The organism is Sphaerisporangium rubeum (genome assembly GCF_014207705.1).
GTDB lineage: Bacteria > Actinomycetota > Actinomycetes > Streptosporangiales > Streptosporangiaceae > Sphaerisporangium > Sphaerisporangium rubeum.
Genome location: NZ_JACHIU010000001.1, coordinates 7,112,288 through 7,137,966 on the forward strand (window position 1 = coordinate 7,112,288; position 25,679 = coordinate 7,137,966).

Annotated in this window: 22 protein-coding genes; 7 read left to right on the forward strand and 15 right to left on the reverse strand. The window is 66.4% G+C overall.

Features of this window, described 5'->3' with window-relative positions; genetic code table 11:
* Positions 1–16: 16 nt before the first annotated feature.
* Positions 17–1,546: a recombinase family protein gene (locus tag BJ992_RS30195; protein ID WP_184986754.1), complete on the forward strand. Its 1,530-nt coding sequence runs from the start codon at positions 17–19 to the stop codon at positions 1,544–1,546.
* 45 nt (positions 1,547–1,591) lie between these two features.
* Here the strand turns inward: BJ992_RS30195 and BJ992_RS30200 are convergent, their stop codons facing one another.
* From BJ992_RS30200 to BJ992_RS30235, 8 genes are all read right to left on the reverse strand, one after another.
* Positions 1,592–2,761, reverse strand: coding sequence for a hypothetical protein (locus tag BJ992_RS30200; RefSeq protein WP_184986756.1), 1,170 nt, complete (start codon positions 2,759–2,761; stop codon positions 1,592–1,594).
* On the reverse strand, positions 2,758–3,237 hold the full coding sequence (locus tag BJ992_RS30205) for a DUF4365 domain-containing protein (protein WP_184986758.1): 480 nt from the start codon (positions 3,235–3,237) through the stop codon (positions 2,758–2,760). The genes BJ992_RS30200 and BJ992_RS30205 overlap by 4 nt, the downstream gene beginning before the upstream one ends.
* Before the next feature lie 451 nt (positions 3,238–3,688).
* Positions 3,689–5,464: a cell division protein FtsK gene (locus BJ992_RS30210; protein ID WP_246496828.1), complete on the reverse strand. Its 1,776-nt coding sequence runs from the start codon at positions 5,462–5,464 to the stop codon at positions 3,689–3,691.
* 26 nt (positions 5,465–5,490) lie between these two features.
* Positions 5,491–5,835, reverse strand: coding sequence for a hypothetical protein (locus BJ992_RS30215; RefSeq protein ID WP_184986762.1), 345 nt, complete (start codon positions 5,833–5,835; stop codon positions 5,491–5,493).
* A gap of 33 nt (positions 5,836–5,868) precedes the next feature.
* Positions 5,869–6,057: a hypothetical protein gene (locus tag BJ992_RS30220; RefSeq protein WP_184986764.1), complete on the reverse strand. Its 189-nt coding sequence runs from the start codon at positions 6,055–6,057 to the stop codon at positions 5,869–5,871.
* A 203-nt stretch (positions 6,058–6,260) separates the two neighbouring features.
* The gene (locus tag BJ992_RS30225) at positions 6,261–6,587 is read right to left on the reverse strand and encodes a hypothetical protein (protein WP_184986766.1); all 327 of its coding nucleotides are present in this window, start codon (positions 6,585–6,587) and stop codon (positions 6,261–6,263) included.
* Positions 6,588–6,669: 82 nt separating this feature from the next.
* The gene (locus tag BJ992_RS30230) at positions 6,670–6,927 is read right to left on the reverse strand and encodes a hypothetical protein (RefSeq protein ID WP_184986767.1); all 258 of its coding nucleotides are present in this window, start codon (positions 6,925–6,927) and stop codon (positions 6,670–6,672) included.
* Positions 6,920–7,096 (reverse strand): hypothetical protein, encoded by a 177-nt coding sequence (locus tag BJ992_RS30235; protein ID WP_184986770.1) that lies wholly within the window; start codon positions 7,094–7,096, stop codon positions 6,920–6,922. Before BJ992_RS30235 ends, BJ992_RS30230 begins: the two co-directional genes overlap by 8 nt.
* Before the next feature lie 479 nt (positions 7,097–7,575).
* Here BJ992_RS30235 and BJ992_RS30240 point away from each other — a divergent pair, with 479 nt between their 5' ends.
* Positions 7,576–9,012: a helix-turn-helix domain-containing protein gene (locus tag BJ992_RS30240; protein ID WP_184986772.1), complete on the forward strand. Its 1,437-nt coding sequence runs from the start codon at positions 7,576–7,578 to the stop codon at positions 9,010–9,012.
* On the opposite strand, the gene cutA is transcribed toward BJ992_RS30240, so the two are convergent.
* Positions 8,975–9,310: a divalent cation tolerance protein CutA gene (cutA, locus tag BJ992_RS30245; RefSeq protein WP_184986774.1), complete on the reverse strand. Its 336-nt coding sequence runs from the start codon at positions 9,308–9,310 to the stop codon at positions 8,975–8,977. The two genes, BJ992_RS30240 and cutA, sit on opposite strands and share 38 nt — an antisense overlap.
* A gap of 84 nt (positions 9,311–9,394) precedes the next feature.
* On the opposite strand from cutA, the gene BJ992_RS34065 reads away from it, so the two are divergent.
* Positions 9,395–11,839: a protein kinase domain-containing protein gene (locus BJ992_RS34065; RefSeq protein WP_184986776.1), complete on the forward strand. Its 2,445-nt coding sequence runs from the start codon at positions 9,395–9,397 to the stop codon at positions 11,837–11,839.
* A gap of 211 nt (positions 11,840–12,050) precedes the next feature.
* On the opposite strand, the gene BJ992_RS30255 is transcribed toward BJ992_RS34065, so the two are convergent.
* Complete coding sequence (locus BJ992_RS30255; protein WP_184986778.1) at positions 12,051–13,481, reverse strand: NCS2 family permease; 1,431 nt, start codon at positions 13,479–13,481, stop codon at positions 12,051–12,053.
* Between the two features lie 217 nt (positions 13,482–13,698).
* Here BJ992_RS30255 and BJ992_RS30260 point away from each other — a divergent pair, with 217 nt between their 5' ends.
* The gene (locus BJ992_RS30260; RefSeq protein WP_184986780.1) at positions 13,699–14,031 is read left to right on the forward strand and encodes a DUF2530 domain-containing protein; all 333 of its coding nucleotides are present in this window, start codon (positions 13,699–13,701) and stop codon (positions 14,029–14,031) included.
* A gap of 68 nt (positions 14,032–14,099) precedes the next feature.
* On the opposite strand, the gene BJ992_RS30265 is transcribed toward BJ992_RS30260, so the two are convergent.
* Positions 14,100–17,141, reverse strand: coding sequence for a sacsin N-terminal ATP-binding-like domain-containing protein (locus BJ992_RS30265; RefSeq protein ID WP_184986782.1), 3,042 nt, complete (start codon positions 17,139–17,141; stop codon positions 14,100–14,102).
* A 100-nt stretch (positions 17,142–17,241) separates the two neighbouring features.
* Positions 17,242–18,054 (reverse strand): DUF3027 domain-containing protein, encoded by an 813-nt coding sequence (locus BJ992_RS30270; RefSeq protein ID WP_184986784.1) that lies wholly within the window; start codon positions 18,052–18,054, stop codon positions 17,242–17,244.
* A 167-nt stretch (positions 18,055–18,221) separates the two neighbouring features.
* On the opposite strand from BJ992_RS30270, the gene BJ992_RS30275 reads away from it, so the two are divergent.
* Entirely contained in the window at positions 18,222–19,871 is a 1,650-nt protein-coding gene (locus tag BJ992_RS30275) for an MFS transporter (RefSeq protein WP_184986786.1), read from the forward strand.
* 43 nt (positions 19,872–19,914) lie between these two features.
* Here the strand turns inward: BJ992_RS30275 and BJ992_RS30280 are convergent, their stop codons facing one another.
* Together BJ992_RS30280 and BJ992_RS30285 are read right to left on the reverse strand one after the other, a co-directional pair.
* Positions 19,915–20,313: a cold shock domain-containing protein gene (locus BJ992_RS30280; RefSeq protein WP_184986789.1), complete on the reverse strand. Its 399-nt coding sequence runs from the start codon at positions 20,311–20,313 to the stop codon at positions 19,915–19,917.
* A 44-nt stretch (positions 20,314–20,357) separates the two neighbouring features.
* Positions 20,358–20,999, reverse strand: coding sequence for an HAD family hydrolase (locus BJ992_RS30285; protein WP_343072937.1), 642 nt, complete (start codon positions 20,997–20,999; stop codon positions 20,358–20,360).
* Positions 21,000–21,133: 134 nt separating this feature from the next.
* On the opposite strand from BJ992_RS30285, the gene BJ992_RS30290 reads away from it, so the two are divergent.
* Positions 21,134–21,778 carry a TetR/AcrR family transcriptional regulator gene (locus BJ992_RS30290; RefSeq protein ID WP_184986793.1) on the forward strand — a complete coding sequence of 215 codons (645 nt, stop codon included), beginning with the start codon at positions 21,134–21,136 and terminating at the stop codon, positions 21,776–21,778.
* Here the strand turns inward: BJ992_RS30290 and BJ992_RS30295 are convergent.
* Complete coding sequence (locus BJ992_RS30295; protein ID WP_184986795.1) at positions 21,726–23,042, reverse strand: hypothetical protein; 1,317 nt, start codon at positions 23,040–23,042, stop codon at positions 21,726–21,728. The two genes, BJ992_RS30290 and BJ992_RS30295, sit on opposite strands and share 53 nt — an antisense overlap.
* Before the next feature lie 215 nt (positions 23,043–23,257).
* Between BJ992_RS30295 and BJ992_RS30300 the strand changes: the two genes are divergently transcribed.
* Positions 23,258–25,654, forward strand: a complete 2,397-nt coding sequence (locus BJ992_RS30300) for a helicase-associated domain-containing protein (RefSeq protein WP_184986797.1) — start codon at positions 23,258–23,260, stop codon at positions 25,652–25,654.
* The last annotated feature ends 25 nt before the right edge of the window (positions 25,655–25,679 follow it).

Consider the following 25,679-nt stretch of genomic DNA (forward strand, 5'->3'; position numbering starts at 1 on the left):
GGTAACGATCGGAGGCATGGCATGGAACCCCCGCCGTGTCGGCGGTCGAACAGAGTTGGACATCGTCCCTGACCAGCTTGTCTGGGCACTGTACGCTCGCGAGTCGCTCGATGCCGATGGAGAGAAAGAGCAGGTAGAGAACCAGCTCGATGATCTCCGTACCTTCGTCGGCGAGATCGGCGGGAAGATCGGCAAGGAGTACGCCGAGAACGACACGTCAGCCTTCAAGAAGGTGCGGGTCCGCCTCGAAGACGGCACCGTCGCGTTCCGGGTCGTCAGACCCGTGTGGGATGAGCTGCTACGGGAGCTACGCAAAGGCACCTACAACGCGCTCGCGCTCCCGAACATCGACCGTGGCATGCGCGACCCTCGGGACCTCGAAGACCTGATCGATCTTGTAGAGCACTTCGGCGTACTGGTCATGGGCATGACCGGCTACCTGGACCTGACCACGGACGCGGGCATCGCCATGGCGCGCAACGAGGTCAACCAACGCAACCTGGAATCCCGCAACCTCTCCCGCAGGATCACGACTGGCAAGCGCCGCGCCGCACTCAAGGGACGCGCCATGGGTGGCCGGCTCCGGCCGTTCGGCTGGCAGGACAACAAGATCGACCTCAACCCGCGTGAGACGGCCCTGATCAGGGAGGCAACAGCACGCATCATTGCCGGGGTGAAGGCACGCACGATCGCGCGTGAGTGGGCCGAGCAAGGTGTACCCACCGTTGCCGGAGGCCAATGGACCACCCGCACCATTGAGCAGATCTTCACGAGCCCGCGTCTCTGTGGTCTCCAGACCTACAAGGGCGAGGTACTGAAGGACAAGGAAGGCCAACCGGTACGGGGTGTGTGGCACGCCATCATCACGGAAGAACAGCACAATGCCCTCGTCCAGACGCTCAAGGTCTACAAGCGCGACTACGGACGTGACGGTCGTGGCCATCCGACCAAGTACCTCCTCTCCCCCTTCGTCCGCTGCGGCAAGTGCAACAGCCGCATGCGCGGCGGCATGCGGCCTGGCGCGAACGGCGCCAAGACCGCCATCTACGCGTGTCGCGACAAGACAGAGGGAGGCTGCGGAGGCTGCGCTCGAATCGCCGAGAAGGTTGATGAGTACATCACGGCCCTAGTGATCGCGGACCATCAACGTGTCCAGTTCCGCGAGATCGGCGAGTTGCCGGAGTGGGACAAGGAAGACGATCTCACCGCGATAAGAGGGCAGCTCCAGGAGATCACGACCGCGTACAAGGAACGGCGCATCAAGGGAAGCCGCTACTTCACGCTCCTAGAGGAGCTGGAAGCCGAAGAGCGCCGCCTTGAAGCCGACCAGCGTAGACACCAGACGGCGCGAGTACGGCGCACTGAGGGAGTCGCGAACCTGGCCGAGAAGTGGAAAGACCCGAACTTCACCCTGGACCAGCGGCAAGCCGCGATCGCACAGAGCCTACAAGCTGTGGTGATTCACCCGACCCGTCCCGGACAGCGACATTTCGACCCGAACCTGATCGAACCTATCTGGAAGATAGATCGTGGCCCGCGAACATAACGCCGGATCACCATCACCAATTCCGCACGGTAGAGCTACTCCCCATCAACGCCCCTGTGTGCCACCGTTTCCGAACTCCAGAGGTAAGTAGTCGTCGACGCGGAAGAGGTCAACCGTGGGCATCGAGTACCTTCCCGCCTCGCTTCTATATAATGTCCCCGCCACTACGACACGTAGCTTCAGGTCATTTGCTTCCACAGCTACATGGTAGTCGTCAGGCCCTAAAGCCATCTTGATCGGCCGGACACGTCCGCCTATCAGCGCCTTAACCTTCACGACCCCTTCATCGTCGTCAGGATCGCGATCCAATGAGCTCACGAATCCGTACACCACCGTGTCGGATATCTTCACGTCTTTACGAAGAATATGACCGATTTCGCGGATCGCGCCGGCAGACTCTTTTGGAAATGTTAAGTCATCCCCTCCTGCCCTAGGGGGTGCAGAAGTGAGCGCCCATCTCACCGTTATATCGAGGTCTCCCACTTCGGGAGCGGACACCATCGTCGCAAGCGCTGAACATGCGTCTGCCGATAAGCCGCCAAACACTGCCTGGCGAAGTTCGCCGCGAGATGGGATAGCGTCTCTTTCAACGGCTAACTCTTGCAACTGCCGCAAGACATCAGCCATCATCCCGGTGACCCGTCTAGGGAAGTAGTCACGTTCAGCCTGAACGTCTAAAAGAGGCTCCTGGTCGCCGTCGGCCACAACCGGCTTCATAGTTCCGATTGGACTAACGATGGGAATAATGAAGCTTCCTCGTACAGTGTGACCCATGCCCACGATGTCGGCATGCTTCCTTGCTTCGGCCGGCCGCGATCGACCATGGTACGATTTGCGCCGAATCGCCGAGCAGGCATTTGCAATCGCGAATTCGCGAGCGCCGTTGAGCATCTTGGATGCATCCACAAGGGGAATATAAGGCCGCTCGTCCTCGAATTTCAGACTAATCACATCATCTTCGACGTATTGCAAATCGCGAGTTACATCTTCTTCCGATGACTCACTTTCACTGGCAACATCTTCGATGAAATTACGGACGCGCCTCAAGTAATCTGATGCATCCACATTTAAGGGAACTAGTACCTCATGGTCATCCCGTTCCCAGATCTCCACCCGAGGTAGCGGCCGTTCTTTCAGCTGCCACGAGTTCGCTTTAAGGTATGCCTTCAACCCTGTGGGTGATACCCGTGGCGGCAGGACCATGCTGTGCATCATGCCATACCTCGAGCTTCCTTCATGAGCCGATCGAGAGATTCGACCGTAAGCTTGTTGGTGCGAGATAATCGAACCGACTTGGTGACTCGATTACCGGTAGGTGGCAATAAGGACATATTGGCGAAGTAACCACACTTGCGCAGGTGAATCCCGTCTTCGAGTGCACTTATCCAGTTTTCTCGCAATTCCGGAACTTCCACGACAAACAAGTAAGCCGGAACGTTTCGTCCTGGATCGCTCAGCAAGTTGTAAGTGCGCACGTCCAAGTTATAGGACAAGTAGTCCTCAGCCGCAGCGGACTCCTCAGTGCATTTCATCTGGACGTCTACGCGCATGGCACGATCCTTGATTTCGAGATCCACGCCCAGATGGTCAACGGTGTCGATCATTACCGTGTAACCCGCCGCATAAGCTAAAGCTTGGACGTAAGATACGCTGAACCACTCTTTGCATGCCGAGGTATCCAGAGTGCCCACAAACGGACGCTAACATTACGAGTAGCGGTTTGTGTGCACTTGCTACCTAATTGTGATCAACCCAACATCGCCACTAAGCCCATAACAGGGGATTGCGGGTTGTCCTAAATCCCCAAGCTGGCGAGTGCGTTTACGGCAAGAGGGAGAGGCCCGCTGACTGAAGTCAGCGGGCCTCTCCAGTGGTCAGAGACTGTCCTCTTCATCGATATCGAGCTGGTAGATGCGGGCAACTCGTTGTGCCCACTCTCTGGAGCGTGGCGGCGCATGCCTCAGTTGCTCTTCAGCCCACTCCTCTGGCGACGGAATGCGTGTTCTCCTGGGTCTTGTCGTTGGGACATCACCCCCCTTCACCGTCACCTTTGGTAACCGTCCACGTGTTCGTCCATGGATCGCCGTATGCCCCTTACGTGCAGGCGCGCGCGTGGACGTGGACGTGGACGATTACGCACTGTCAGCTATCAGGATGTGCGCGCCAGCGTCCCCGGCTGACTTGTGCGACTCGTCCTGATCGTGCGTGCTCTTGCAACCGGTAGTAGACCCATGAGCGCCCCATGCCGGTCTGGCGCATCAGGTCCTCGATCGACATTCCCTCTCCAGGAGCGTCGCGTAGGGCTGTCCACAGGGTGTTTTCAGCGTCATGCGAGGCCGTCGTGTGTCCATGGCAGGCGATGGCCGGTGCGTCCTCGTCGGCACTCGTGGGTGTCGCTTCGAGGGCAGCGGTGGAGATTTCGTCCAGTGGCGGACGGTTGGATGCGTGCCGGCCAGTGGTGCACTGTACGGCGTCGTCGGTGAGGAGGAAGGTTCGTGCGCGTCGAGGGATGTCGTGCTCCGGTGCGCTGACGAGGAACTTGCCGGGTGCGTTGAGACTGTGGGAGTGCCAGCCGGCTTTGAACATGCCTTGGCCGAGGATCAGGTCCACGTCACGCCGTTCCCGTACCCGGAAGGAGATCCGCACGTCCATCTGTGAGCGCACCGCGCCTTGCCCCATGGCCTTCTGTGAGGGACGTTGTGTCGCGGCTACGAGAGTGACCGCGACGGCACGTCCACGTCGGGCGATGGAGTCGGCATGTCGGACGGCTTCCGGTGCCTCGTCGACGAGTTCGGCGTACTCGTCGATCAGAATGACCAGGGCAGGCGCATCCGGACGTGGCTGCCACACCCGTTGTCCCTGCTGAGCGAGCACGTCGGCACGGCCGTCCAGGACGGCCACGGCGTCGCGCAACAGGGCTTGGGCCTCCTGTGCGGTGGTGGCGACACGATCCAGGCAGGATGCCCACGGGAGGAGTTCCATCCCGCGCTTGAGATCGATACCCCAGATGACCACGTCCGGGCAGGCGGACAGGTCGGCAAGGATGACATTGACTCCGCCGCTCTTGCCGGCGCCGGCCACGCCACCCACCAGGACATGACGCCGGAGCAGGGAAACCCGTACCGGGCTGCCATCCTCGAAGAGACCCAACTTGACGGGTTGGGTGATCGAGGTGACGGAGGGACCCGGCCAAGCGATGGCGTCAGCGTGCGGATCGTTCTCGATCACCCGCAGTTCCATACGGTTGGCGCGTTCGGGAACCGGCTGCACGCGCGCCGCACCCCGCCGTGTACCGAGAGCCGACTCCAAAGCAGGAAGCTTGGAAACGACGTCCTCCACCGTCTGACCACGCGCCAGGGCTACGCGAGCGCGGTATCCCCACAGGTCCACGACCGCCGATTGGATGCGCGAACCGGCCAGACCGATGGCCTGAGAGATCTCCGGCCACGCGGCGAGCGTGCGTTCCACACGTACGCGGGCACGGCGCCGGCGGTGTGCCCACCATGGCAAGCCGGTCACAAACGTGCCTATGGCGAGCACATGAGGAAGCGGCACGGCCGACGGCCCTACGGCTGTCGCGGCTGCCGTCCATCCGCCTGCCAGAAGAACGGTCGCCGCGGCGTAACCGCGTTCCGCGGGTCGAGTGAGGTTGACCCATCGGCCGAAGAACGCGAGCACCCACGAGGTCAGCGCAGCGAGGATGAGCACGATGGGCCACCATACGGCGTATGCCGCGTGCAGGATCGTCCCACTAGTGAGGGTGAGAAGCGCCGCAGTGACCGGCGCGAGTTCGGAGCGGTAGCGCCACATCCCGCGAGCGATGGTCACCAGGGCGATAGGCGCGAACTCCAGATCATCGGAAAGGATCATCATCGGTTCGATGCCGTCGCGCCGGATGCGGCGAGCGTTGCGCCGCAACCGGTGCCGAGAGTGCCGGTGCCTCGTCATCCCCTCTCACCTGGCCAAGCCTCGTCGGCGCGTTGTGCGGTGAGTTCGTCGCGCAGGTAGAAGAGCGGGTCGGCTTCACCGTCGTGGTGCGCGGCCAAGGTGGCACGGGCTGCGGCGACCATGTCAGCGCGTTGGCGGCGGATTCGGGAGAGTTCAGCCTGAAGCTTGGTGAGCTGCGTTACGAGGGTAAGGGTGTCGTCCAGGGCAGTGGTGACGTGCTGCCAAATTTCGGCAAGGGCGAGAGTGGAGGAGGAAAAAGCGGTGATGAGCTGACGAGCGTTGCGGTTGCGGTTGGTGACCTCCTGGAGGGCTGGATCGGGGTACGGGTTGGTGTGTGGCACTAGGCATCAACTCCTTCAGTTGGGGACAAGGGGTCAGGAGCCGGTGAACCAGCTCAGGGCTGCGCTTACGGCACGCCGGATGTCGGGTGCGACGGCGGTAGCGGCCAGGAAGAAGCCGAACAGCAAACACGTCACGGCCTGCCAAAGCCGTAGGCCCAGGTAGCGCCAGGCGATGAAAACCACCGCACCCAGGAGCACCACCAGGGGAATCGACACCGTCATGAAATCTCACCTCCTCTCATTCCTCAAGCCGTAGGGTCCTCAGCTCAGATGCCGTCTTGCTGAGCCTTGCGACGGTGCCAGCGGGCACGCGCTCGGCACTTGCGGCACCGGACGGTGCCCGGATCAGTGAGGGCACCGCAGGGGCAGCGCCGGCCGAACAGGCGGGGAATACGCAACGTTGCTCACCTCCTCGTGTCGTGTGTTCAGCGGCGGACGTGGACGCCGACGAGGCGGCGCGTCGCGCCGTCGATGGGGGTGCGTGGCGTACCCGACAGGCTCATGTGCCGGTCCTGCCGGCGAATGCTGACGGCCATCGCGAGGAACACGACGAACCCGCCAAGAGCGAAAACAAACGCGAGAAGCATGATGATCAGATACGCCATGGGGATCACTTCCTTCGCCGTCGGAACCTTGTGAAGCGAAGGTAGGTTCGGCGCAAGGGGCGCCCCCATCACGAGGTGAGATCGTGTGATGAGATCAAACGGATCGCGCAGTGAGATAAACCGCAGGTAGAAGCGCTGATCTGGCATGAAAGAGCCCCCGGAAGAGCCGGGGAAGGAGCGGGGAACGCTCTGGCTCTACCGGGGGCGGCGGACATCACATACGGAAGGCCTACGCCGAGGATGGCGGTGATGTCTGGTTGAACAGTTGCAGGAATTCGATGACCTTCTCATGCGCGCGTTTGTAGGCGGCTTCCTCCGAGGGCAGGCGTTCGATCAACTGTGATCCCAGTGGACCGGGCAACTTGCAGTGCAGCTCGAACGGACGGGAGACCACGTCCAGAGTGAAGGCGCGGACCCCACCGACCATGCCGTGCCTGAAGGCGGGGATCTTCGGCGACTGCACCCAAGTGATCTCTGGTTCAGTCATCGGCGCACCCACTCTCCGCGCTGGTCCGCTGCTCAGGGATCAATGCGGTGGCTTCCTGTGGTTCCGGTACAGCATCCGGAAGCCACTGTTCCTGCACCATCTCCCAGTACAGGATGGCTATGCGCCGCGCCGCCGTCTCCAGGGCATTGATCGAGGAGAAGGCGTACACCCTGCGTCCTGTGCTCTCAGAACAGCGTCCGGTCCACCAACGAAAGCGCGGTCCGTCAGGTACGTGCTCGCACCAGACAACCAGGCCACATCGGACGGACAGCGCTGCCACTCTGTCGCCGGGATGCACATCGGCCGTGATTCCGTGGCTCTCCAACGCTCGCGACAAGCGTGTTGCGGCCAGAGCCACAGGAGAGTCGTCTTGTGTCCTTCTGATCATCTTTGCGCGCCTCCATGCTTCGAGGCTGCTCGCGCACCAACCTCTACAGGTCGCGATCCATCGACTAGCGTCCACATTGCGTCGTTTAGGAAGAAAAACGCCTGACCTCCCCTTCTGGCTCTGACCGGGGTCTTGCCTTAGGGCGAGGTTTCCAAGCAAACGTCTTCTCGCTAATCTCACCGTGATATCTCACGGTGTGATGGACTTGTCGGTACTGACCTTTCAACGAGGCCGATGACCAGAGGAGCGGAGCGCGCGCCATGGCGATGGATCAGCGCCACCTAAGAGAGATCCTCGATGCCGTCTTCGCACGTCAGGATATGGACGACGTGTGCCGGCGACACGATGTCGGAGGCATCATCCGCATCCTCGGCAAATTCGGTATTACCCAAGGGCAGATCGCCAGCCTGACAGGGATCACCCAGGGGCGCATAAGCGAGTACAAGACAGGCAAGCGAATACCGACCGCAAAGTCTACATTTGAGGCGATCGCTGATGGCTTGGACATGCCTGCACATCTGCGTCACCATCTGGGGCTTTCCCCAGCCAATGACGCTACCGGTGCTAGCGGTGCTCAAGTGATCAACGGTGAGTTCCAGATCGCCACAGACACGTTCGACTTGCAGCTCCTAGCGGAAGAAGTCGGGAAGCGGGGTGACGCGTTGAAACGCCGTGAACTCCTCGGCATGATCGCGCGACTTGGTGCCACCACAACACTGGCCCAGAACGAGGTATGGGAGCGGCTCGCCTACGCGCTGACCAAGCCGTCAGCCCTGGACGAAGCCGTGGTCCGCGAGATGGAAGCACGATCCGCCGGCTTCCATCGCCTCGAAGAGATCATGTCCGCAAACAGCATCTACAAGGGACTTGCCCTCCACCTCAGAGAGGTAGGGACGATCCTCAACGGCACAGCCACCGACCCCAAGGATGAGCTGAGACAACGCTTGATCGTCGTAGCAGCGGAGAGCAGCGTCCTAGCCGGCTGGATCGCCAGCGACATGGGCAGCCCGACGACCGCGCGCAACTTCTACACCACTGCCGAGCGAGCCGCCAAAGAGGCCAACGACCCCAGCATCATCGCGTGTGCCTACGCCTACCGCAGCTACATCCCCAGCGCGAAAGGCTCTCACGGGAGAGCAAGAGCACTCCTGGCGAGCGCGTTAGAAGTACTTCCCCCGTCCTCTTCCCCAGGAACGATGTCATGGCTCGCCGCACGACACGCGGAAGAGAGCGCAGCCCTAGGAGACAAAGAAAGCGCCATCCACTCCTGGGCCCGCGCCGAAGAAGCTTTCAGCATCTCCGACCCCGAAGAGGACCGCGTCTGGACCCGCTTCCTCGACCAAGACCGCTTCGACTCCTTCCGCATCGCGACCTACTCACGCATGGGAAGGCTTAACGAAGCCGAAGAGATGGCTCACGCTGTTATCGCGCGACTCCCACAGGTAGAGCGTAAACGAGCCGCCATCATACTCGCCGATATCGCCACAGCCCACATCGTCCAAGGCTCCATCGACGCGGCAGCCAAAGTCGCAAGAGACGGCCTCGCCGCAGTCCGAGAGACAGAGTATGCCCTTTGGCTCCCCCGGTTTGAAGTCCTGGCAGAAAGCTTGCGACGGTGGCAGACACAGCCGATGGTTCGAGCGTTCATGGAAGACCTAGCTATGACGAAGCGTCAGTTCTCTTTGTCTCAGCGCTAATCCAGCGTAGATAATCAGCGCTACCGCCAACAATCGGCGTCACGATGATCTCGGGTATGTCATAGCTGTGATTTTCTTTGATATGCTTTTCCAAAGCCGAAAGGTGTGTCATGGTTGTCTTTATCAAGAGTTGCCATTCTTCGGCGTCTTCCGGCTTACCATTCCACCAGTATAGGGAGTGGATAGGTCCTACGGTTTGAACGCAGGCAGCCAATCTGGCATTAACGATGCTGCCTGCCAGCGCTGCCGCCGCAGCTCTGCTAGGCACAGTCGTTAGGACTTGTGCATACCCTTCCACACTGGCTCCTCTGCTCCTGGCGCTGTAGCTTGCTCAAGATCTCGATACAGGGATGAACCACCTTAGCTCAACCAAGGAGATCGAGTGCTAAGAATATCACTTAGCCGAGAATTCCGCTACATTCATGAACCACTCCATGCAAATGAAAGCACACTCCCATACTTGGGCGACGAGAATTTGATTTCAGAACTTGGCCACCGCTTAACTTACTCCAAGGGAGGCGCATTTCTTGTTAGCGGGTTCCGCGGGGTCGGCAAAACAACGCTTGCATTGCGGGCACTAGAAAAAACTCGACACGCGTCGCAGAGTAGCGAAATTATTGTTCCCATAGTCCTAACAGTTGCCCGGCCAACGACTTCTGAACGCTTACTCTTCACAGTCGTTCGTCGCCTGTTCGAAGCTCTCGAAGATTCGGGAGTTATTCATCGTCTCCATCCTGTCACACGGCGCGCTCTTTCACTAGCCTATATCCGCACTTCCATGGGAATTAAACAGACGCAAGGTCAATCATCTGAACGAGGTCTCACGTTCGGCTTAGGCAAGGGTGATCAAAAAGTCGCAGGATGGGCAGGGTATCTCTCCCCGAATTTATCGGCATCCACAAAGCGATCTAGATCTCTGGCCCATGAAATGTCCTACTTAACTTACTCTGAAGCAGACGTCGAGCACGACTTACAGCGAGTAGTAGGACTCATAAGTCAGGACCGCGAGAACAGCGAAAGAGGGGCATGGATCGGACGAATTTTACGTCTTCCCCGTAGTAAGCCTGTGCGCCTGATCGTTATCTTAGATGAAATTGATAAGTTGACTGTCGGCCCCTCTGGACTAGCCGAAGTAGAATCGTTGATCAGCGGCTTGAAGAACATCATGGCTACTAGCGGCATTCACTTTGTGGTGGTTGCGGGCCCAGACCTACATGATCAAGTAGTGAAGGATGCGAGCCGGGGGAACAGCGTTTATGAAAGCGTTTTCGCATGGCGTGCTTATGTACCTTGCAATTGGAACGCTCCCGATCAGCTCATACAGGGGATCACCTCCACTGCGAGACTATCAACCGGAGAAGTAGGCGACCAAAGTTCCCAACTGACGGACTTTACTAACTACCTTCGCTACAAAGCCAGGGGCGTGCCACGTAAACTCCTACAAGAGTTCGGCGATTTCGTACACTGGAGCGAAGATGGACCGATCTTATCTATTACGAAAAGCGACGAGGACCGCATAAGGTTCTATGCGCGCCTTGAGCAGATAGTCGACGAATTCTTCAGCACGGCCGAGATTGCCAAGCTATTTCCAGTTCCGATCGATGATGATCGCTGGCGGCTGGGATGCTACTACGCAATCGATTGGATCCTCCGTAGCGAAGGAAGCACCTTCAAGGTGTCTGACATTGCTGTAAGCTCCAACGATCAAGGCCTAGACCCATTACTGCGAATCCGCCAGCGGGAGATCGAGCAACTTCTTAATCATTTAGTTACGCATGGTGTTATTGACCTTGTCCACACTCCTGGTGTCGAAGATCGTGTCATCGAGCACGCACCCGAAGTACAACTACCTATTTTCAAGCTTGCCGATGACATCAAGCGCTCGCTCCTGGGTATTGCCATTGAAAACGAGGCTGAACGAGCAGCACTGTCAATATCAGCTATCTATCTAGCCTCGGGGGGAGGCATCCCTGAGCCCTCACATGTTATTAGTGATCGCTATGAGCTAATAGAGCGGATTGCACTAGGAGGAATGGGCGAGGTATGGCGGGGGCATGATCGACTATTGCGACGAGACGTTGCAATAAAGCGGCTTATAGCCTACGGCGGCGGCGATCAGCTACTACGGCTGGGCCGAAACGAGGCTAGGATTTCAGCACGTCTCCAACATCCCGGACTCGTTCCGACGTTCGATGTTATCGATCGTGATCGAGAGGGCTTCTATATCGTGAGCGAACTTATAGACGGCCCCTCTCTCGACGCAGTGATCCACGAATTCGGGGAGATACCGCCTATTCAGGCTGTTCGATTGGCCATTCCGGTCGCCGAAACCCTGGAATATCTAGCCGGCGAAAACCTGATCCGATTCGATATCAAACCTGCCAATATAATGATTAGCCCTCTCAGAGGGCCGCTCGTTATTGACCTAGCCCTCGTGAGAGATGCTAATCACACGACTACCGACCCGGGAACGATCATGGGAACGCCAATTTATATGGCACCCGAAGTGTTTCTAGGCGCAGGGCCTGATATTCGTGCGGACATTTACTCGTTTGGAGTGATGCTATACGAATGCCTCACTGGAAAGCGTGCTTTCGGTGGCAAATTCCACGATGTTGCCGAGGCGATCACCAATGCCGGTATCAACACAGACGGCATTCCCGGTTCATACGAGCTGGTGCAGATTGTGAGAACCGCTGTCGCGCGCGAACGCAACGAACGATGGAACAGTTTTAGGGAGATACAGGCAGCTTTGTTAGCAACGCCAGAAGCCAAATCCCTTGAGATTGCGAGTCTTGGCCCATGGGCAGCGTTCCCTTCCTTATAGGCCAAGTAGACCCCGAACATGTACAGCGACGGCCGGATGAAGTAGTCCTGACTGATCGACCGGTTGGGTGGGGGCTGAAGTTCACGAGTAAGCGCGACATAGCCACCGCCACGAAATGACGAGCAGGGGCAAGTCTCGTTTGGACCCTGTTGAAACGACTAAGGCCGTCGTCATGACCGTTCAGATCATGGCGACGGCCTCACGGGCATCGTCAGGCGAGACCTAGCAGGATCTTGAGTGGGCCGATGAGGAAGTAGATCAGGAAGAGCGCGGACACGATCCACAGCAGTGGGTGGACTTCGCGGGCCTTGCCCTTGACCAGCTTGATCAGGACGTACGTGATGAACCCACTACCTATTCCGGTAGAGATTGAGTAGGTGAACGGCATCAGGACGATGGTGAGGAAGGCCGGGATGGCGATCTCGTAGTCGGTGAAGTCGATGTCCTTGATGGCGGTCATCATCAGGAAGCCGACGATCACGAGGGCGGGGGCCGCGGCCTCGTAGGGGACGATGTCGACCAAGGGGGACAGGAAGACGGCCAGGAGGAACAGGATGCCGGTGACGAGGCTGGCGAAGCCGGTGCGTGCGCCTTCGCCTACGCCGGCGGCCGATTCGATGTAGGTGGTGTTGGAGGAGGTGCCGGCGGCGCCGCCGGCGGCGGCTGCGACCGAGTCGACCAGGAGGATCTCGCGGGTGCGGGGGAGGGTGCCGTCGGAGGCCACGAGGCCCGCTTGGCCGCCTACGCCGACGATGGTGCCCATGGTGTCGAAGAAGTCGGTGATGAGGAGGGTGAAGACCAGCAGGACGGCGAGGACGACGCTGATCTTGGTGAAGGAGCCGAACAGGCTGAACTGGCCGATGAGGCTCAGGTCGGGGGTGCCGACGACACGCTCGGGGAACACGGGGACGACGAGGTTCCAGCCGAGGGGGTTCTCGCCGCCTTTGGACGGGCCGACCTTGGCGATCGCCTCGACGATGATGGCGAGGACGGTCGTGCCGACGATGCCGATCAGGATGGCGCCTTTGACCTTGCGTGCGACGAGCACGGCGGTGACCAGCAGGCCCACGACGAAGACGAAGATGGGCCAGCTCGTCAGCGCGCCGCCGATGCCGAGTTCCAGCGGGGTGCCGGCGGCCTTGCGGACGAAACCGGAGTCGACGAAGCCGATCAGCGCGATGAACAGGCCGATGCCTACGCTGATCGCGGTCTTGAGCTGCATCGGGATCGCGTGGAAGACGGCGGTCCTGAACCCGGTGAGCACCAGGATCGTGATCACGATGCCTTCCAGCACGATCAGGCCCATCGCGTCCTCCCACGACATCAGGGGAGCGATGCCGAAGGCGACGAAGGCGTTCAGGCCGAGGCCCGCCGCCAGCGCGAAGGGGACACGGCCGACGAATCCCATGAGGATCGTCAGCACGCCGGCGACCAGCGCGGTCGCCGCGGCGATCAGCGCGTAGTTCGGCGTGCTGCCGTCGCCGAGGTGCTGACCGTCGGCGTCTTTGGCGCCGCCGAGGATCAGCGGGTTGAGTACGACGATGTACGCCATGGTGAAGAACGTGGCCAGGCCGCCGCGGATCTCACGGCTCAGCGTCGACTGACGCTCAGTGATTCCGAAGAAGCGGTCAATCCACCCCATAAGGCCCGTGGGGTGCGTTGAGGGGGAGGTAGTCTCGCTCACGCGGGCAGAGTGTCAGGTCGTACACCTGCGGTGAAAGACCCTTTGCGACCCCGTGGTCCGATCGAGACCAACTTGTACGCGGTTCGGAGCCTAGGTCCCTCATTGACGAGAATCAGGCCGGAGCTGCGACGACCCACCGAGCACCGAGCGGGGGGTTCTCGCCTAGGGTGGAGGCGTGAACGAGCCGCGCCCCCCGGATCTCACGCCGTTGCGGACCAACGACGCGGCGACCATTCTCGCGGGCACCGGCCTGTGGGTGGTCGCTCTCGTCGTGCTGCTGATCGTGCAGCCGGGACCCGATCGCCAGTGGTGGATATGGACGTGCGTGGCCGGGGTCGGTCTCGGGCTGTTCGGCGTCTGGTACGTGCGGCGGCGCGACCGGCGCGGCGAGCCGGCCGTCCAGCCTGGTGAGGGTGACCCCGTCGTCCCGAGCGTGACACCTGTGAGCGAGCCGGCGGCGCAGCACGAGGAGAGCGGCGGACCTGTGCCGTTCCGTCCTCGCGATTGAGCGATCGAGGACGGAACGACCGGTTCGGCCGGGGCTGGACGGATTTTCCGGCCCCTACCGCAGTGAGCTCAGGAGTCCAGGTCGGACTCGGCGAGCAGGACGGGGACGGCGTCCGGGTCGCGGAGCAGCGCGGCGACCGCCAGGCGGTCACCCCACTGGCCGGTGGCCCAGGCGAGGCCCCGGGCGAGGCCCTCGACGGTGGCCGCGTGCACGGTGCCCTCGTAGAAGCGCCACGGCACGCGCACACCGTCCACGGTCAGTTCGGTGTGCTCGACGTACGTCGCGGGGGCCGTCGGCAGCAGTGACCGCACCTGCGGGGGTACGGCACGCTCCTGGCCGGAGGAGGTGACCTCGCCGGGGACGGCCTCGCCGGCCACAGGGAGGTCGAGCAGCTCGGACAGGGCCTCGGCCAGTTCGGACGGCGCGAGCACGAGGGGACGGCCCGCCACGACCGGCAGCAGGTCGGGGGCCTCGACCACGACGGGGCCGCCGGTGGCGGTCAGGCCGTCGGGCAGGGGAGCGCCGTTGCCGCCGATCGGGTGGCCGTCCTCGGCGTCCGCGACGACGATCTCGCCGTGCAGCACGGCCCGGACCGCCGTCGGCGGGGCCACCCGGGACGGCTCGACGGCGGCCAGCGCGACCCACAGAGCGCGGAGCTGCGGCCGGTCCACCTCAAGGGACGGGTCGGCCAGCAGGTCGAGCAGTTCGTCGGGGCCGCCGTGGCCGGCGAGCAGGTCGGCGAGGGTGGTGCGCACGCCGATCATGGAGAGCGCGGTGGCGTCGAGGCCGGCCGGCGCGTCGCCGTACAGGCCGTAGAGCAGTGGGTCGCCGTCGGGGACGCGCAGCGACGTGGGGAGGCGGCCGTCGAGCACCGGGTGCCGGGACAGCCACCACGCCGTGTACGAAGGGGCCTCGGCGATCTCGCCGTCCACCAGGGCCCGCAGAGGTTGGAGCGCGGCACGCAGCGGAGGCCGGGTGAGCAGGGTCAGCGCGGACGGCCAGTCGGCCACGTACTCCAGGTCGCGGACGGCGGTGAACTCACGTGCGACCGGCGGCACCGAGGCCTCCGGCAGCACGTCGAGCACGGCGTCCAGCCAGTCGTCCTCGGCGTCGAGGTCGTGGTCGCACTCCTCCGGGTCGAGCAGCACGTCGGCGTCGTTGACCACGGCGAAGCCGTCGAGCACGCCGGCCGCCTCAAGCACACGGCTGCCGTACCGTTCGACCAGGTCGGGGGCCGCCACACCGAACGGCACGTCCTGGTCGATCAGCCCGGCGAGCGACCCGCCGCCGAGCAGCAGCTCCCCGGCCGGGTACAGCTCACCGTCCGCGCCGCGCAGCGCCAGCGCCGACAGCCACGGCGCCTCGCCGGGGGTGAGCCCCGCGGCGTCGACCAGCGCCAGCACGGCCTGCGCCACCGGTTCGGGGTCGGCGCTGTCCAGCGACTCCGACACCGTGGCACGGGTCAGCGGGTCTTCGAGCACGCTGCGCGGGGTCGCCTCGGCGGCGCCGAGGCGCAGCAGCAGCGGGTGGGCCGCCTCGGGGTGCACGACACGCAACCCGAGAGGGCCGAGCAACCCGGCGTCCAGTGACGAGCCGTCGGTGAGCAGCAGCGTGCCGCGCGGCCCCCGCACCAGCCGGCCGTCGGCCAGCGGGACGGGGAGCGCGCCGAGCGCCTCCCTGTCGTCCCCCGGGATCACCTCGTACAGGTCGCGCCACCACGCGGGGGTGACGTCGTCCACGGCCTCGCCGGACAGCAGGTCGATCACGTCGGCCGGCTCGATCCGGGTGACGCCGAGCGTGGCGAGCGCCGGGTGCCGGGAGGCCCAGCCGGCGGGGAGCAGACCGGGAACGGCGTGCGCGATCTTGTCCAGGAACTCGGCGGGTCCGGCCACGGCGGACGCCTCACGTCCGGCCACGACGTACTCGGCGCCGGGCTCGGGCCGGGCCGGCGGGGAGCCGGGGTCGGCGGCCGGCGAGAGCGCCGGCAGCAGCGGCGTGCCGGGGAGCAGGCGCAGGATGGCGCGGCGGATCGCGGCGTCGAGCTCGCCTTTACCCATGAGGCCAGGCACCAGGTCGAGCAGCGCCGGGGTCTTCGGCAGCGTGCCGAGCAGCCGCAGGTACACCTCGGCGGCCCGGTCCACCAGGAACGTCGTCAGCGGCCCGGACGCGACGTGCCGCCGGTCGGTGGTCAGCGGGAAGGTCGCGATGAGCAGCGCGGGAAGGTCGAGCGGCTCGTCGCTCGGGGTCGGCGCGTGCACCACGGGTGCGACGTCCTTCGGCAGGCGGCCGAGCGTCTCCGGCACGGCCCAGCGGACCAGCCAGAACGGCCGCGCGCGCTCCTCGGTGGGCCGGCCGGCGTACAGCTCGGCGACCTGCTCGGCGGTGAACCGGCCCGACTCCTCGACCACCCGCCAGCCGTCGGCGGTGACCGCGCGCGACACGCCGTCCACCTCGATCTCGATCACCGGCAGGGCCGGCATGGCCAGCGGCAGCGCAGGACCGGTGTCGTCGAGCATGCGGCGCACGGCCTGTTCGACGGCCTCGTCGCGCAGCGGCAGCCGGACCACCGTGTCGAACCCCTCGGGGACGTCCACCGGGTCGGCCTCGAACGGCAGGCGGAGCATCGGCACGTGGCCGCCGCGCTCGGCGAGCTCACCGGACAGCTCGGGGACCTTGCCGGCCAGCGCGGCGGTCTCGGCGCGCGACCAGCGCACCGTCCCGGTGGCCCGGGACCCGATCGACGGCTCGTCGCAGACCGACACGACGGCGGCGAACCCCACGCCGAACCGGCCGGTGGCGCCTTCCTCGTCCCTCTTGCCGGACACCCGCAGCGTGGACAGGCCCTCGACCCCCTCGGCGTCCAGCGGTGCCCCGGTGTTGGCGGCGGTGAGCACACCACCGGACAGGCTCAGCCTGAGCCGTCCCGGCACGCCGGCCCGCAGCGCGGCGTCGGCGGCGTTCTGCGCCAGCTCGACGATCAGACGGTCGCGGTACCCGCCGAGCGCGAAGTCCTCCTCGGCGTTGGCGTCCTCACGGAACCTCGCGGGGGAGGCGGCCCAGGCGGCGAGGACGGTCGTGCGCAGATGTTCTGTGCCAAAGGTGTCGGTCACCAGTCACGTCCAATGGTCGGGAAGACCCGTCGCGACGCACGATCGCGCGACGGGTCGCCGGAAGACCGGCCGCCTTGTGGAAAGGCGGGCCGGGTAGGGGTCAGGAGTGGCCGAGAGGCTCGGAGTCCCCCTCGTCGGGCACCGAGCCCGCGGCCGGTGCGCCGTCGTCCATCAGGTCGTAGCCGAGGTCGTCGAGGATCGGCGTCGCCGCCTCACCGCCGGCCTGCGCGACCACGGCCTCCGAGTGCGCGCCGCAGCCGTGGTCGGCCGCGACGACCTTGCCGTCGTCGGGTGCGAACTCGTTGGCGCAGACGCCGAAGCCGAGGCGCAGCGAACCGGCGAGCGGCCAGTAGAAGCCGCAGGTGGAGCACTGGGCCGGCGCGGCGTGCGCGATCGGGGTGTGCGGGCCGGACTCCCCGGCGTGCCAGCGGTGCACGGCGCGGTCACGGCCGATGGCCGACAGCACGCGGGCCCGGCCGAGGCCGTACTCGAAGAACATCTGGTGGTCGGGGTCGTCGTCGATCTGCGTGAACCCGGGGGCGAGCCGGTCGTCGTCGTCGGACGCGGGGAGCAGGTCGCCGACGCCGAGGTCACCGGGGAGCAACCGCTCGCTCCACGGCACCCAGTCGGGAGGCAGAAGCGCGCCGGTGCCGGGCAGCAGCACGGTCTCGCTGACCGTGACGTTGCGCGCGCGGGACGCTCGGGCCACGGTGATGGCCCAGCGCCAGCCGCTGTAGGCGCGGTCGAGGCACGCGAAGTAATGGGTGACGACGCGCTCGGCCTCGCTCGCGAAGCCGAGGTGCTCACCCACCTCGCCGGGACGAGCGATCTGCTCGGCCGCGGCACGGGCGAGGTCGACGGCTTCGGCACAGGCCTGGTCGACGGCGAAGGTGCGGGAACGAGTGCGACTCACACTGTCAATTCTCACCCATGTCACGAGCGGACATCACGCCTATCGGTGGGGTAGGACTGTAAACCGATGCGGCAGACCGGACCAGGGAGATCAACGACGCGGAAATCGAGCGTGGAAGGAGGGAGCGTGGGCCGGGCCAGGGGTGGGGTGCCGTCCATGCGTTCCTGATGGGGAACGGCTGGGAAAAGGCACGGCAGGCGGGCCGCGCCGTGGCCGGTGCCGGTCGCGGCACGTTGCGCGCCGGCCGTACGGCGGCCACTCAGGCGGCGCGGGCCGGACAGGCCGGCGCCAATGGGGTGGTGCGGGCCGGCAAGGGGGTCGGCCATGCCACGCGCAGGCTCACGCACGCGCAAGGCGCGGGACGCACGGGGCTCGGCCGGCTGATCGAGCTCACCGCCGCGCAGAGCGCGGGAGACGCGCTGATCACGGTGTCGCTGGCCGGCACGCTGCTGTTCGGCCTGCCGGTGGACCAGGCACGCGGCCAGGTGGCGCTGTACCTGCTGATCACCATGGTGCCGTTCGCGGTGGTGGCGCCGTTCGTCGGACCGGTGCTCGACCGCTTCCGTTCGGGCCGCCGTTTCGTGATGGCCGGCACGCTGTTCGCGCGCGGCCTGCTGTGCTGGGCCATGGCGGCGGCCATCGGCCCCGCCGACGGTCTCACCCTGTTCCCCGCGGCGCTCGCGGTGCTCGTGCTGTCCAAGGCCTACAACGTGTCGCGGGCCGCGACCATGCCGAGCGTGCTGCCTGCCGACATCAGCCTGGTGACGGCGAACGCCAGGGTGGCGCTGTTCTCGCTGGTGTCGGCGGGGGTGACGGCCGCGGCCGGCGCGGGGCTCGCGGCCTGGATCGGCGGCGAGTGGGTGCTGCGTGGCACCATGATCGTGTTCCTGGCGGCCGGGGTGTCGGCCATGCGGCTCCCCCGGCACGTGGACGCTCCGGACCTCGACTTCGGCGAGGAAGACGAGGACGGCCAAGACGGCAGGCCGCCGCGCGAGAAGCGGCGCTGGCGCACGCTGCTCACCCTCGGCCCCGTGGTGACCGAGGCGATGCGCGCGAACGCCGCGCTCCGCGTCCTGTCCGGCTTCCTGATCTTCTTCCTGTTGTTCCTCGTGCAGGAGGGGCACCTGCGTGAGAGCGGCCTGTCCACGCAGGTGCTGCTCGCGGCGCTCGCGGCGGGGGCCGGGGCCGGCGGCCTGCTCGGCGCGGTGGTCGCCTCGTGGCTACGGGGCCACTCGCCGCAGGTGATCGTGCTCATCGCGCTCGGCGTCGCGACGGCGACCGCCGTGGCCGGCGCGTTCTTCTTCTCGCTGTGGCCCGCGGTCGCCGTCGCCGCGGTGGCCGGGTTCGCGCAGGAGGTCGGCAAGCTGGCCCTGGACGCCATCGTGCAGCGGGAGATCGGCGAGGAGGTGCGCTCCTCGACGTTCGGTGTGGTCGAGGCGGTGCTGCAGATCGCCTGGGTGGCCGGCGGGCTGGCCGGCCTGCTGCTGTCGCTGCTGTCGGGACGCGCCGCGGGGCCGACGGGCCTCGCGGTCATCGCCGCCGCCATGGTGGCCGCGCTCGCCGCGCTGGTCGTGGCCCGCCGCCGCCGGCTGCGCGCGCAGGAGGAACGCGTGCGCACCACGGTCGTCGTCCCGGCCATGGCCGAGGGCCGGGACGGGCCGGACGCCGCGGGGCCGGACGTCACCGGTCCCGCGGGACCGGAACCCGGCGGCGGGCCGGCCGGAACCCCCGGAGCGACGGATGGTGACCGGCCGGGGACGGAAGGCGGTCAGCCGCGCGCAGGAACGACCAAGCCCTTGACCAACCCGTACGGCTGAGCGTCCCCTGCCGGGAAACAGTCACACGGCAGAGGGACGGCGCTCAGGCGTCGATGTCGTCGGCGACGGCCCGCAGGACGGTCGCGATCTTCTTGGCGTGCGCGACGTCGGGGTGCTTGCCGCGCTGGTAGGAGTTGGAGACGTCGTCCAGTAGCTTGATCAGGTCTTCCACGATGACGACGAGCTCATCCGGCGTCTTGCGCTTGCCCTTGGGTTTCACGGTCTTGGCGAGCGTCGGGGGCTGCTCCAGCACACGGACCGACAGCGCCTGCTGGCCACGGCGACCCTCGGCCACACCGAACTCGACCTTCTGACCGGGCTTGAGCGCCTCGACACCCTTGGGAAGCGCCGAGGAGTGCACGAACACCTCGCCGCCGTCGTCGCGGGTCAGGAATCCGAAGCCCTTGTCAGCGTCGTACCACTTGACCTTGCCAGTAGGCACAGGATGACCTCGTTCAGACTGTCATGAATAGTAATGGACTCAGGTTATGCCCGTCCGGGACGTCGGATGACCGTCGAAACGGCCCCGATTTCCGGGACGCACCACACCGAGAACCACGAGGCGAATTCTGTCAGATCGCGCAGGATGACGTCGGCGCCATGAGCGTGCATCGCCTCACTGGGGTAGGCCCCTGTGGTGACCGTCACGCTGAGCGCGCCACCGGCCCGCGCGGCGGCTATATCGGCCACGTGATCCCCCACATAGGCGGCGGCCCCGAATTGCTGGATGGCGACCCCTTTAGCCGCTCCGAACACCGAACCGACCACTTCGTCCACATCAAGCCGGAGGAAATCGACGGTTTCCCTGGCCGACACACCGTTCTTCCCCGTCACGACGATGACCCGGCCGCCGTGGCGGCGCACCGCGGCCACCGCCTCGGCCGCACCCGCCATCAGTGTCGTACGCGGCACGGCGATCTCCGCGTACAGGGAGCGGTACAGCGCCGCGGCCGCCGGGACGTCCTCCTCCGGCAGCCAGACCGCCAGCTCCTGTTCGAGCGGCGGGCCGAGCCTGCTCACCACCTCGGCGCTGTCGATCGGCACACCGAGCCGCGACGCCACCTCGTCGTACACCGCCGCGATCCCCGCGCGGGTGTCGGCCAGCGTCAGATCGAGATCGAATCCCACCGAACACACCATTGCAGGATGCCAAACGAACGAGGACCGCGCGTACCCGGTGCGCGTGTGGGACCCTTGAAGGCACCGAAGAAAGGGGTCGCTTATCTCGGGGCGCCGATCGGCCGAGGAAGGTGTGGGGCGACATGACCAGATCCACGCGCGATCGCATCGTCGGTGAGTCCCTGCGGCTGTTCGCCGAGCGAGGGTACGCGGCGACCTCCGTCGCCGAGATCGAGGCCGCGGCGGGGCTGTCCCCCGGAGCCGGTGGGCTCTACCGGCACTTCAGGTCCAAGTACGAGGTGCTGGCCACCGCGGTGGCCGAGCACGCCGCGCGGACCCGCACGCACATCACCGACACGCTCGCCGAGGCGAGCTCCCCCGGCACGGCCGCGCCGCTGGAGGAGCGGCTGGCGCACATCTGCCGCGCCGGCCTCGCCAAGGTGCACGAGGAGGGCCGGCTCACCCGCATCTTCTTCCGTGACCTCAGCCAGTTCCCCGAGCTGGTCGCGCTGGTGCGCGAGGGCCTGCTCCAGCCGATGTTCGACGCGATCACCACGTGGTTCCGCGCGCAACCCGAGTACGCCGAGGCCGACGTCGACTGGCCGGCCATCGGCGCCGTGCTCGGCGGAGCGGTCGTGCACTACCGCCTGTTCCAGGACACCGTCGGCGACATGCCGGGCCGCACCGACCCTGACCGGTTCGTGGCGTCCTGGGTGCGCCTGTCGCTCGGCCTGCTCAGCGTGCCGTCCCGGGGGGCGACCGCCGAGGTGGCGGAGGTGGCGGGTTGAGCAGCCGGTAGGCGAGCCACCCCACCCCTCCCACCGCGCCGAACATGAACATCAGCCCGCTGACGTGGAAGAAGGACGTGACGAACGCCTCCAGCGCCGTCCCCTGCTCCTCGGAGGACCTGAACGCGCCGAACACGACCCCGCCGACCACGTAGGCGCCGATCGGCGCGGCGATGCCGGTCAGCCGGTCGGCGAACACCCACCCGTGCGACGCCAGCACGACCAGCGCGCCGAGGGCCCAGCACAGCACCGGAGCCGGGAAGATCGCGAGGTACGGCAGCGGGAACGGGATCAGCAGCCCCGCCAGCACCAGCAGCGCCATGCCGGCCACCTCACGGCGCTCGTGCCGCAGCACCGTCCCCACATCACGGCCGTCCGCCGCACCCGTGGCCCGCCGCAACCGCTCCCCGAACGGCCCCGAGGCCACCGGCCCCCGCGCGGCCCCCCGCGCCATCCGCGGCGTCGCCGACGGCAACGGCCTGCGGCCCCCACCTTGGGGAGGCACCTTGCCTCCCCCCAGCGGAGACACCCGCCGCGCACCCGGGGAGGCCACCCGTCCCGCGCGCCGCTTACCCGGCGGCGGCGAACCCCAGGTGCCTTTCAGCGGCGGCCGTCCCGCACGCATCCGCCCCTCCGCCTCGTCCAGCCCTCCGTCCCCGCCGGAGCCGTCCGTGCCGCCGGCCTCATCGGACTCCATCGCTGACCCCTTCGCCTCTGACCGGCCCTGATCCGGCTCGCTCGGCACAGGTGGCTGCACCGCCGTAGGCGGACCCTCAGCTGAGGCGCCGTCGTCGACCACGGGAATCACCTGGGTGGCGGCGTCGCCGAAATCGTCCGTGGTCACCTCGGGCTCGCCGGCCTGCGGGGTGACGGCCTTGGCTCCGTCCGCGGGTCGCGCGCCACCTGTACCCGGCGGCGGGTCGTCGGAGGAATGCGCCGTGACCGCCAGGCCCCTCGAAGGACGCGCGGACGTGAGGCGGGCCGCGGGGAGGGAACGGGCCGCGGCGGCTGCCAAGGGCTGGCCGGACGCGGTGAGACGGTCGATCTCGCGGCGCAGGAGCACGGCCGGGTCGCCGAAACGGCCGAGGACCCTGCGCACGGCCGCCGGGTCGTCGCTGCCGCGGCGTTCCTCCTCGATGCGGTCGCGCAGCCGCCGCACGAAGTCGAGGCGCTGCTCGGTGCGGAGCACGCCGTGAGCGGCGTCGGCCACCTTGCTGACGTACTCCAGGACGAGCTGGTCGGCGCGCTCGATCACTCTCGTCATACTGCCCCAGCCGTCCGTCCCTCGCATCCGTTCGGACGTATGGAGGGTTATTAGGGGTAATGACCTCCTACTAACCACCTCGGCGAGATGTCAGGAATGACGGAGTTCACGCGATGGTGATCCCGCTCTGTCGGCCCCACCTCCTACGATGGAGAGAATGCCGCGATCCGGAAGAGGAACGCGGTGACGGCTGACAGGGGGTCCGGTGGAGCGTGGTGAACACCGACTTCGCTGAGTGGTTGCGCGGCCGGTCCGACGACCGGCTCCGGGCTCTGGCGTCCACCCGTCCCGAACTGATCACTCCGGTCCCCGCGCACGTGGACGGCCTCGCGATCCGCGCCGCGGGCCCGTCCGCCACGAGCAGGGCCCTGGACCGCCTCGACCGCTTCACGCTCGCCGTGATCGAGACCCTCGTCGTGCTGACCGAGGACGACGGCCCCGTGCTGACCTACAAGAACCTGCGCGCGGCCGTCGCGCGTTCGGTCCCACCCGGTGAGACCGCGCGCCTGGACGAGGCGCTGCGCCGCGCCGTGGACGCGCTCACGACCGCCGCGCTGATCTACGGCGACGACCGGGGCCTGCGCGTGGCCCCCGGCGTCCGCGACGTCACAGAGGCCCCCGCCGGGCTCGGCCCACCCGCCGCCGATCTCTTCCGGCACCACCCGCCTGACCGCCTCAGCGGCCTCATCGCGGCCGTCCACAGCCACGAGCACACCCCGGACGGGGACACCGGGGTGGTGGAACGGCTCGCGCTCGCACTCGCCGAAGGCGGAGTCGTGGAACGGCTGCTCGCCGACGTCGGCCCGCAGGCGCGTGCCGCACTGGAGGAACTGACCTGGGGACCGGCCACCGGCCGGGTGCCGAACGCTCGGCGCGAGGTGACCCTCGCCACCGCGCAGTCCCCCATCGAGCAGCTCCTGGCCCGCGGCCTGCTCGGCGCCACCGGCGACGACAGCGTGGCGCTTCCCCGCGAGGTCGGCCTGGTGCTGCGCGGCGGCCGGGTGCACCGCGACCTCAGCCCCTGGCCTCCGCCGCTGACCGGCACCGAGCGCGACCGGCAGCTCGCCGGCCGTACCGCCGCCGGCCAGGCGTTCACCTTCACCCGCACCGTGGAGGACCTCTGCGAGCAGTGGGGGGTCGAGCCGCCGGGGGTGCTGCGCACCGGCGGCCTGTCGGTGCGCGACCTCAAGCGCACGGCCCAGTCGCTCGACCTGCCCGAGTGGACGGCCGCACTGGTCATCGAGGTCGCAGCCGGCGCCGGGCTGATCGCCGCGAGCGGCCAGGCCGACGGCGAGTGGACCCCGACGACCGCCTACGACATGTGGCGGGTGCGGGCCACCGAGGACCGCTGGGAGGTGCTGGCCTCGTCCTGGCTGACCGGCGAACGCGTCCCCGGCCTGGTCGGCGAGCGGGACGACCGCGACCGCCTGCTCAACGTGCTGCACCCCGAGCTGCGCCGGCCCGTGGCGGCCGAGGTGCGTCTGCGCACCCTGCGGGTGCTGGCCTGCGCGCCGGCCGGGCTCGCGCCGTCGTCGGCGTCGGTGCACGAGCGGCTGGCGTACGAGCAGCCGCGCCGCCGCGCCGCGTACCGCGACCAGCTCGTGGGGTTCACCCTGCGCGAGGCCGAGCAGCTCGGTGTCACCGGTCTCGGCGCGCTGTCGGTGTTCGGCCGCGCGCTGCTGCCGGGGGAGCCCGGCGGCGACGCCGCCACTCTGCTCGCGCCGCTGCTGCCTGAACCGGTCGACCACGTGGTGCTGCAGGCCGACCTGACGGCCGTGGCACCCGGCCCGCTCACCAGTGACCTCGGCCGGTGGCTGGCGCTCGCCGCCGACATCGAGTCCAAAGGCGGCGCGACGGTCTACCGGTTCGCCGAGGGGTCGATCCGCCGGGCCCTGGACGCCGGGTCCAGCGCGGACGAGTTGCTGTCCATGCTGGAGAAGCACTCGACGACGCCGGTGCCGCAGCCGCTGCGGTACCTCGTGACGGACGTCGCCAGGCGGCACGGCCGGGTGCGGGTCGGCACGGCCGGCGCGTACGTGCGGTGCGACGACCCGGCGATCCTCGACGAGGTCATGGCCGACCGGCGCGCGGCGCCGCTGCGGCTGCGGCGGCTCGCGCCGACCGTGGTGGCCTCGCGCAGCTCCCGCACGGCCGTCGTGGACACGCTGCGCGCGCTCGGCTACGCGCCGGTGGCCGAGTCGTCCGAGGGTGACGTGCTGGTGACCAGGGCCGACGCCAAGCGCACCGAACGGCCGCCTGCCGCGCGGGTCGCACCCGGCGCGCTCGGCCCCGACGCCGACGTGGTGTCGGCGGCCGTACGCGCCATCCGCGCCGGGGACGAGGCGCACCGGGCCAGACGGCGGCCGGTGCCAGAGCCTGACGGACAGGTGCCGCGGTCGCCGTCTTCGAGCACGATCACCGCGCTGCAGGACGCCATCCGGCAGGGATCACGGGTGTGGATCGGGTACCTCGACGCGCAGGGGCAGGCGACGAGCCGCATCCTGGAGCCGGCGCGCATGGAGGGTGGGTACCTCACGGCGTACGACGAGACCCGTGCCGCCGTCCATCGGTTCGCGCTTCATCGCATAACGGGTGTGGCGGACGTAACCTGAATCCTCCCTCTTGCCCGCATGTGGT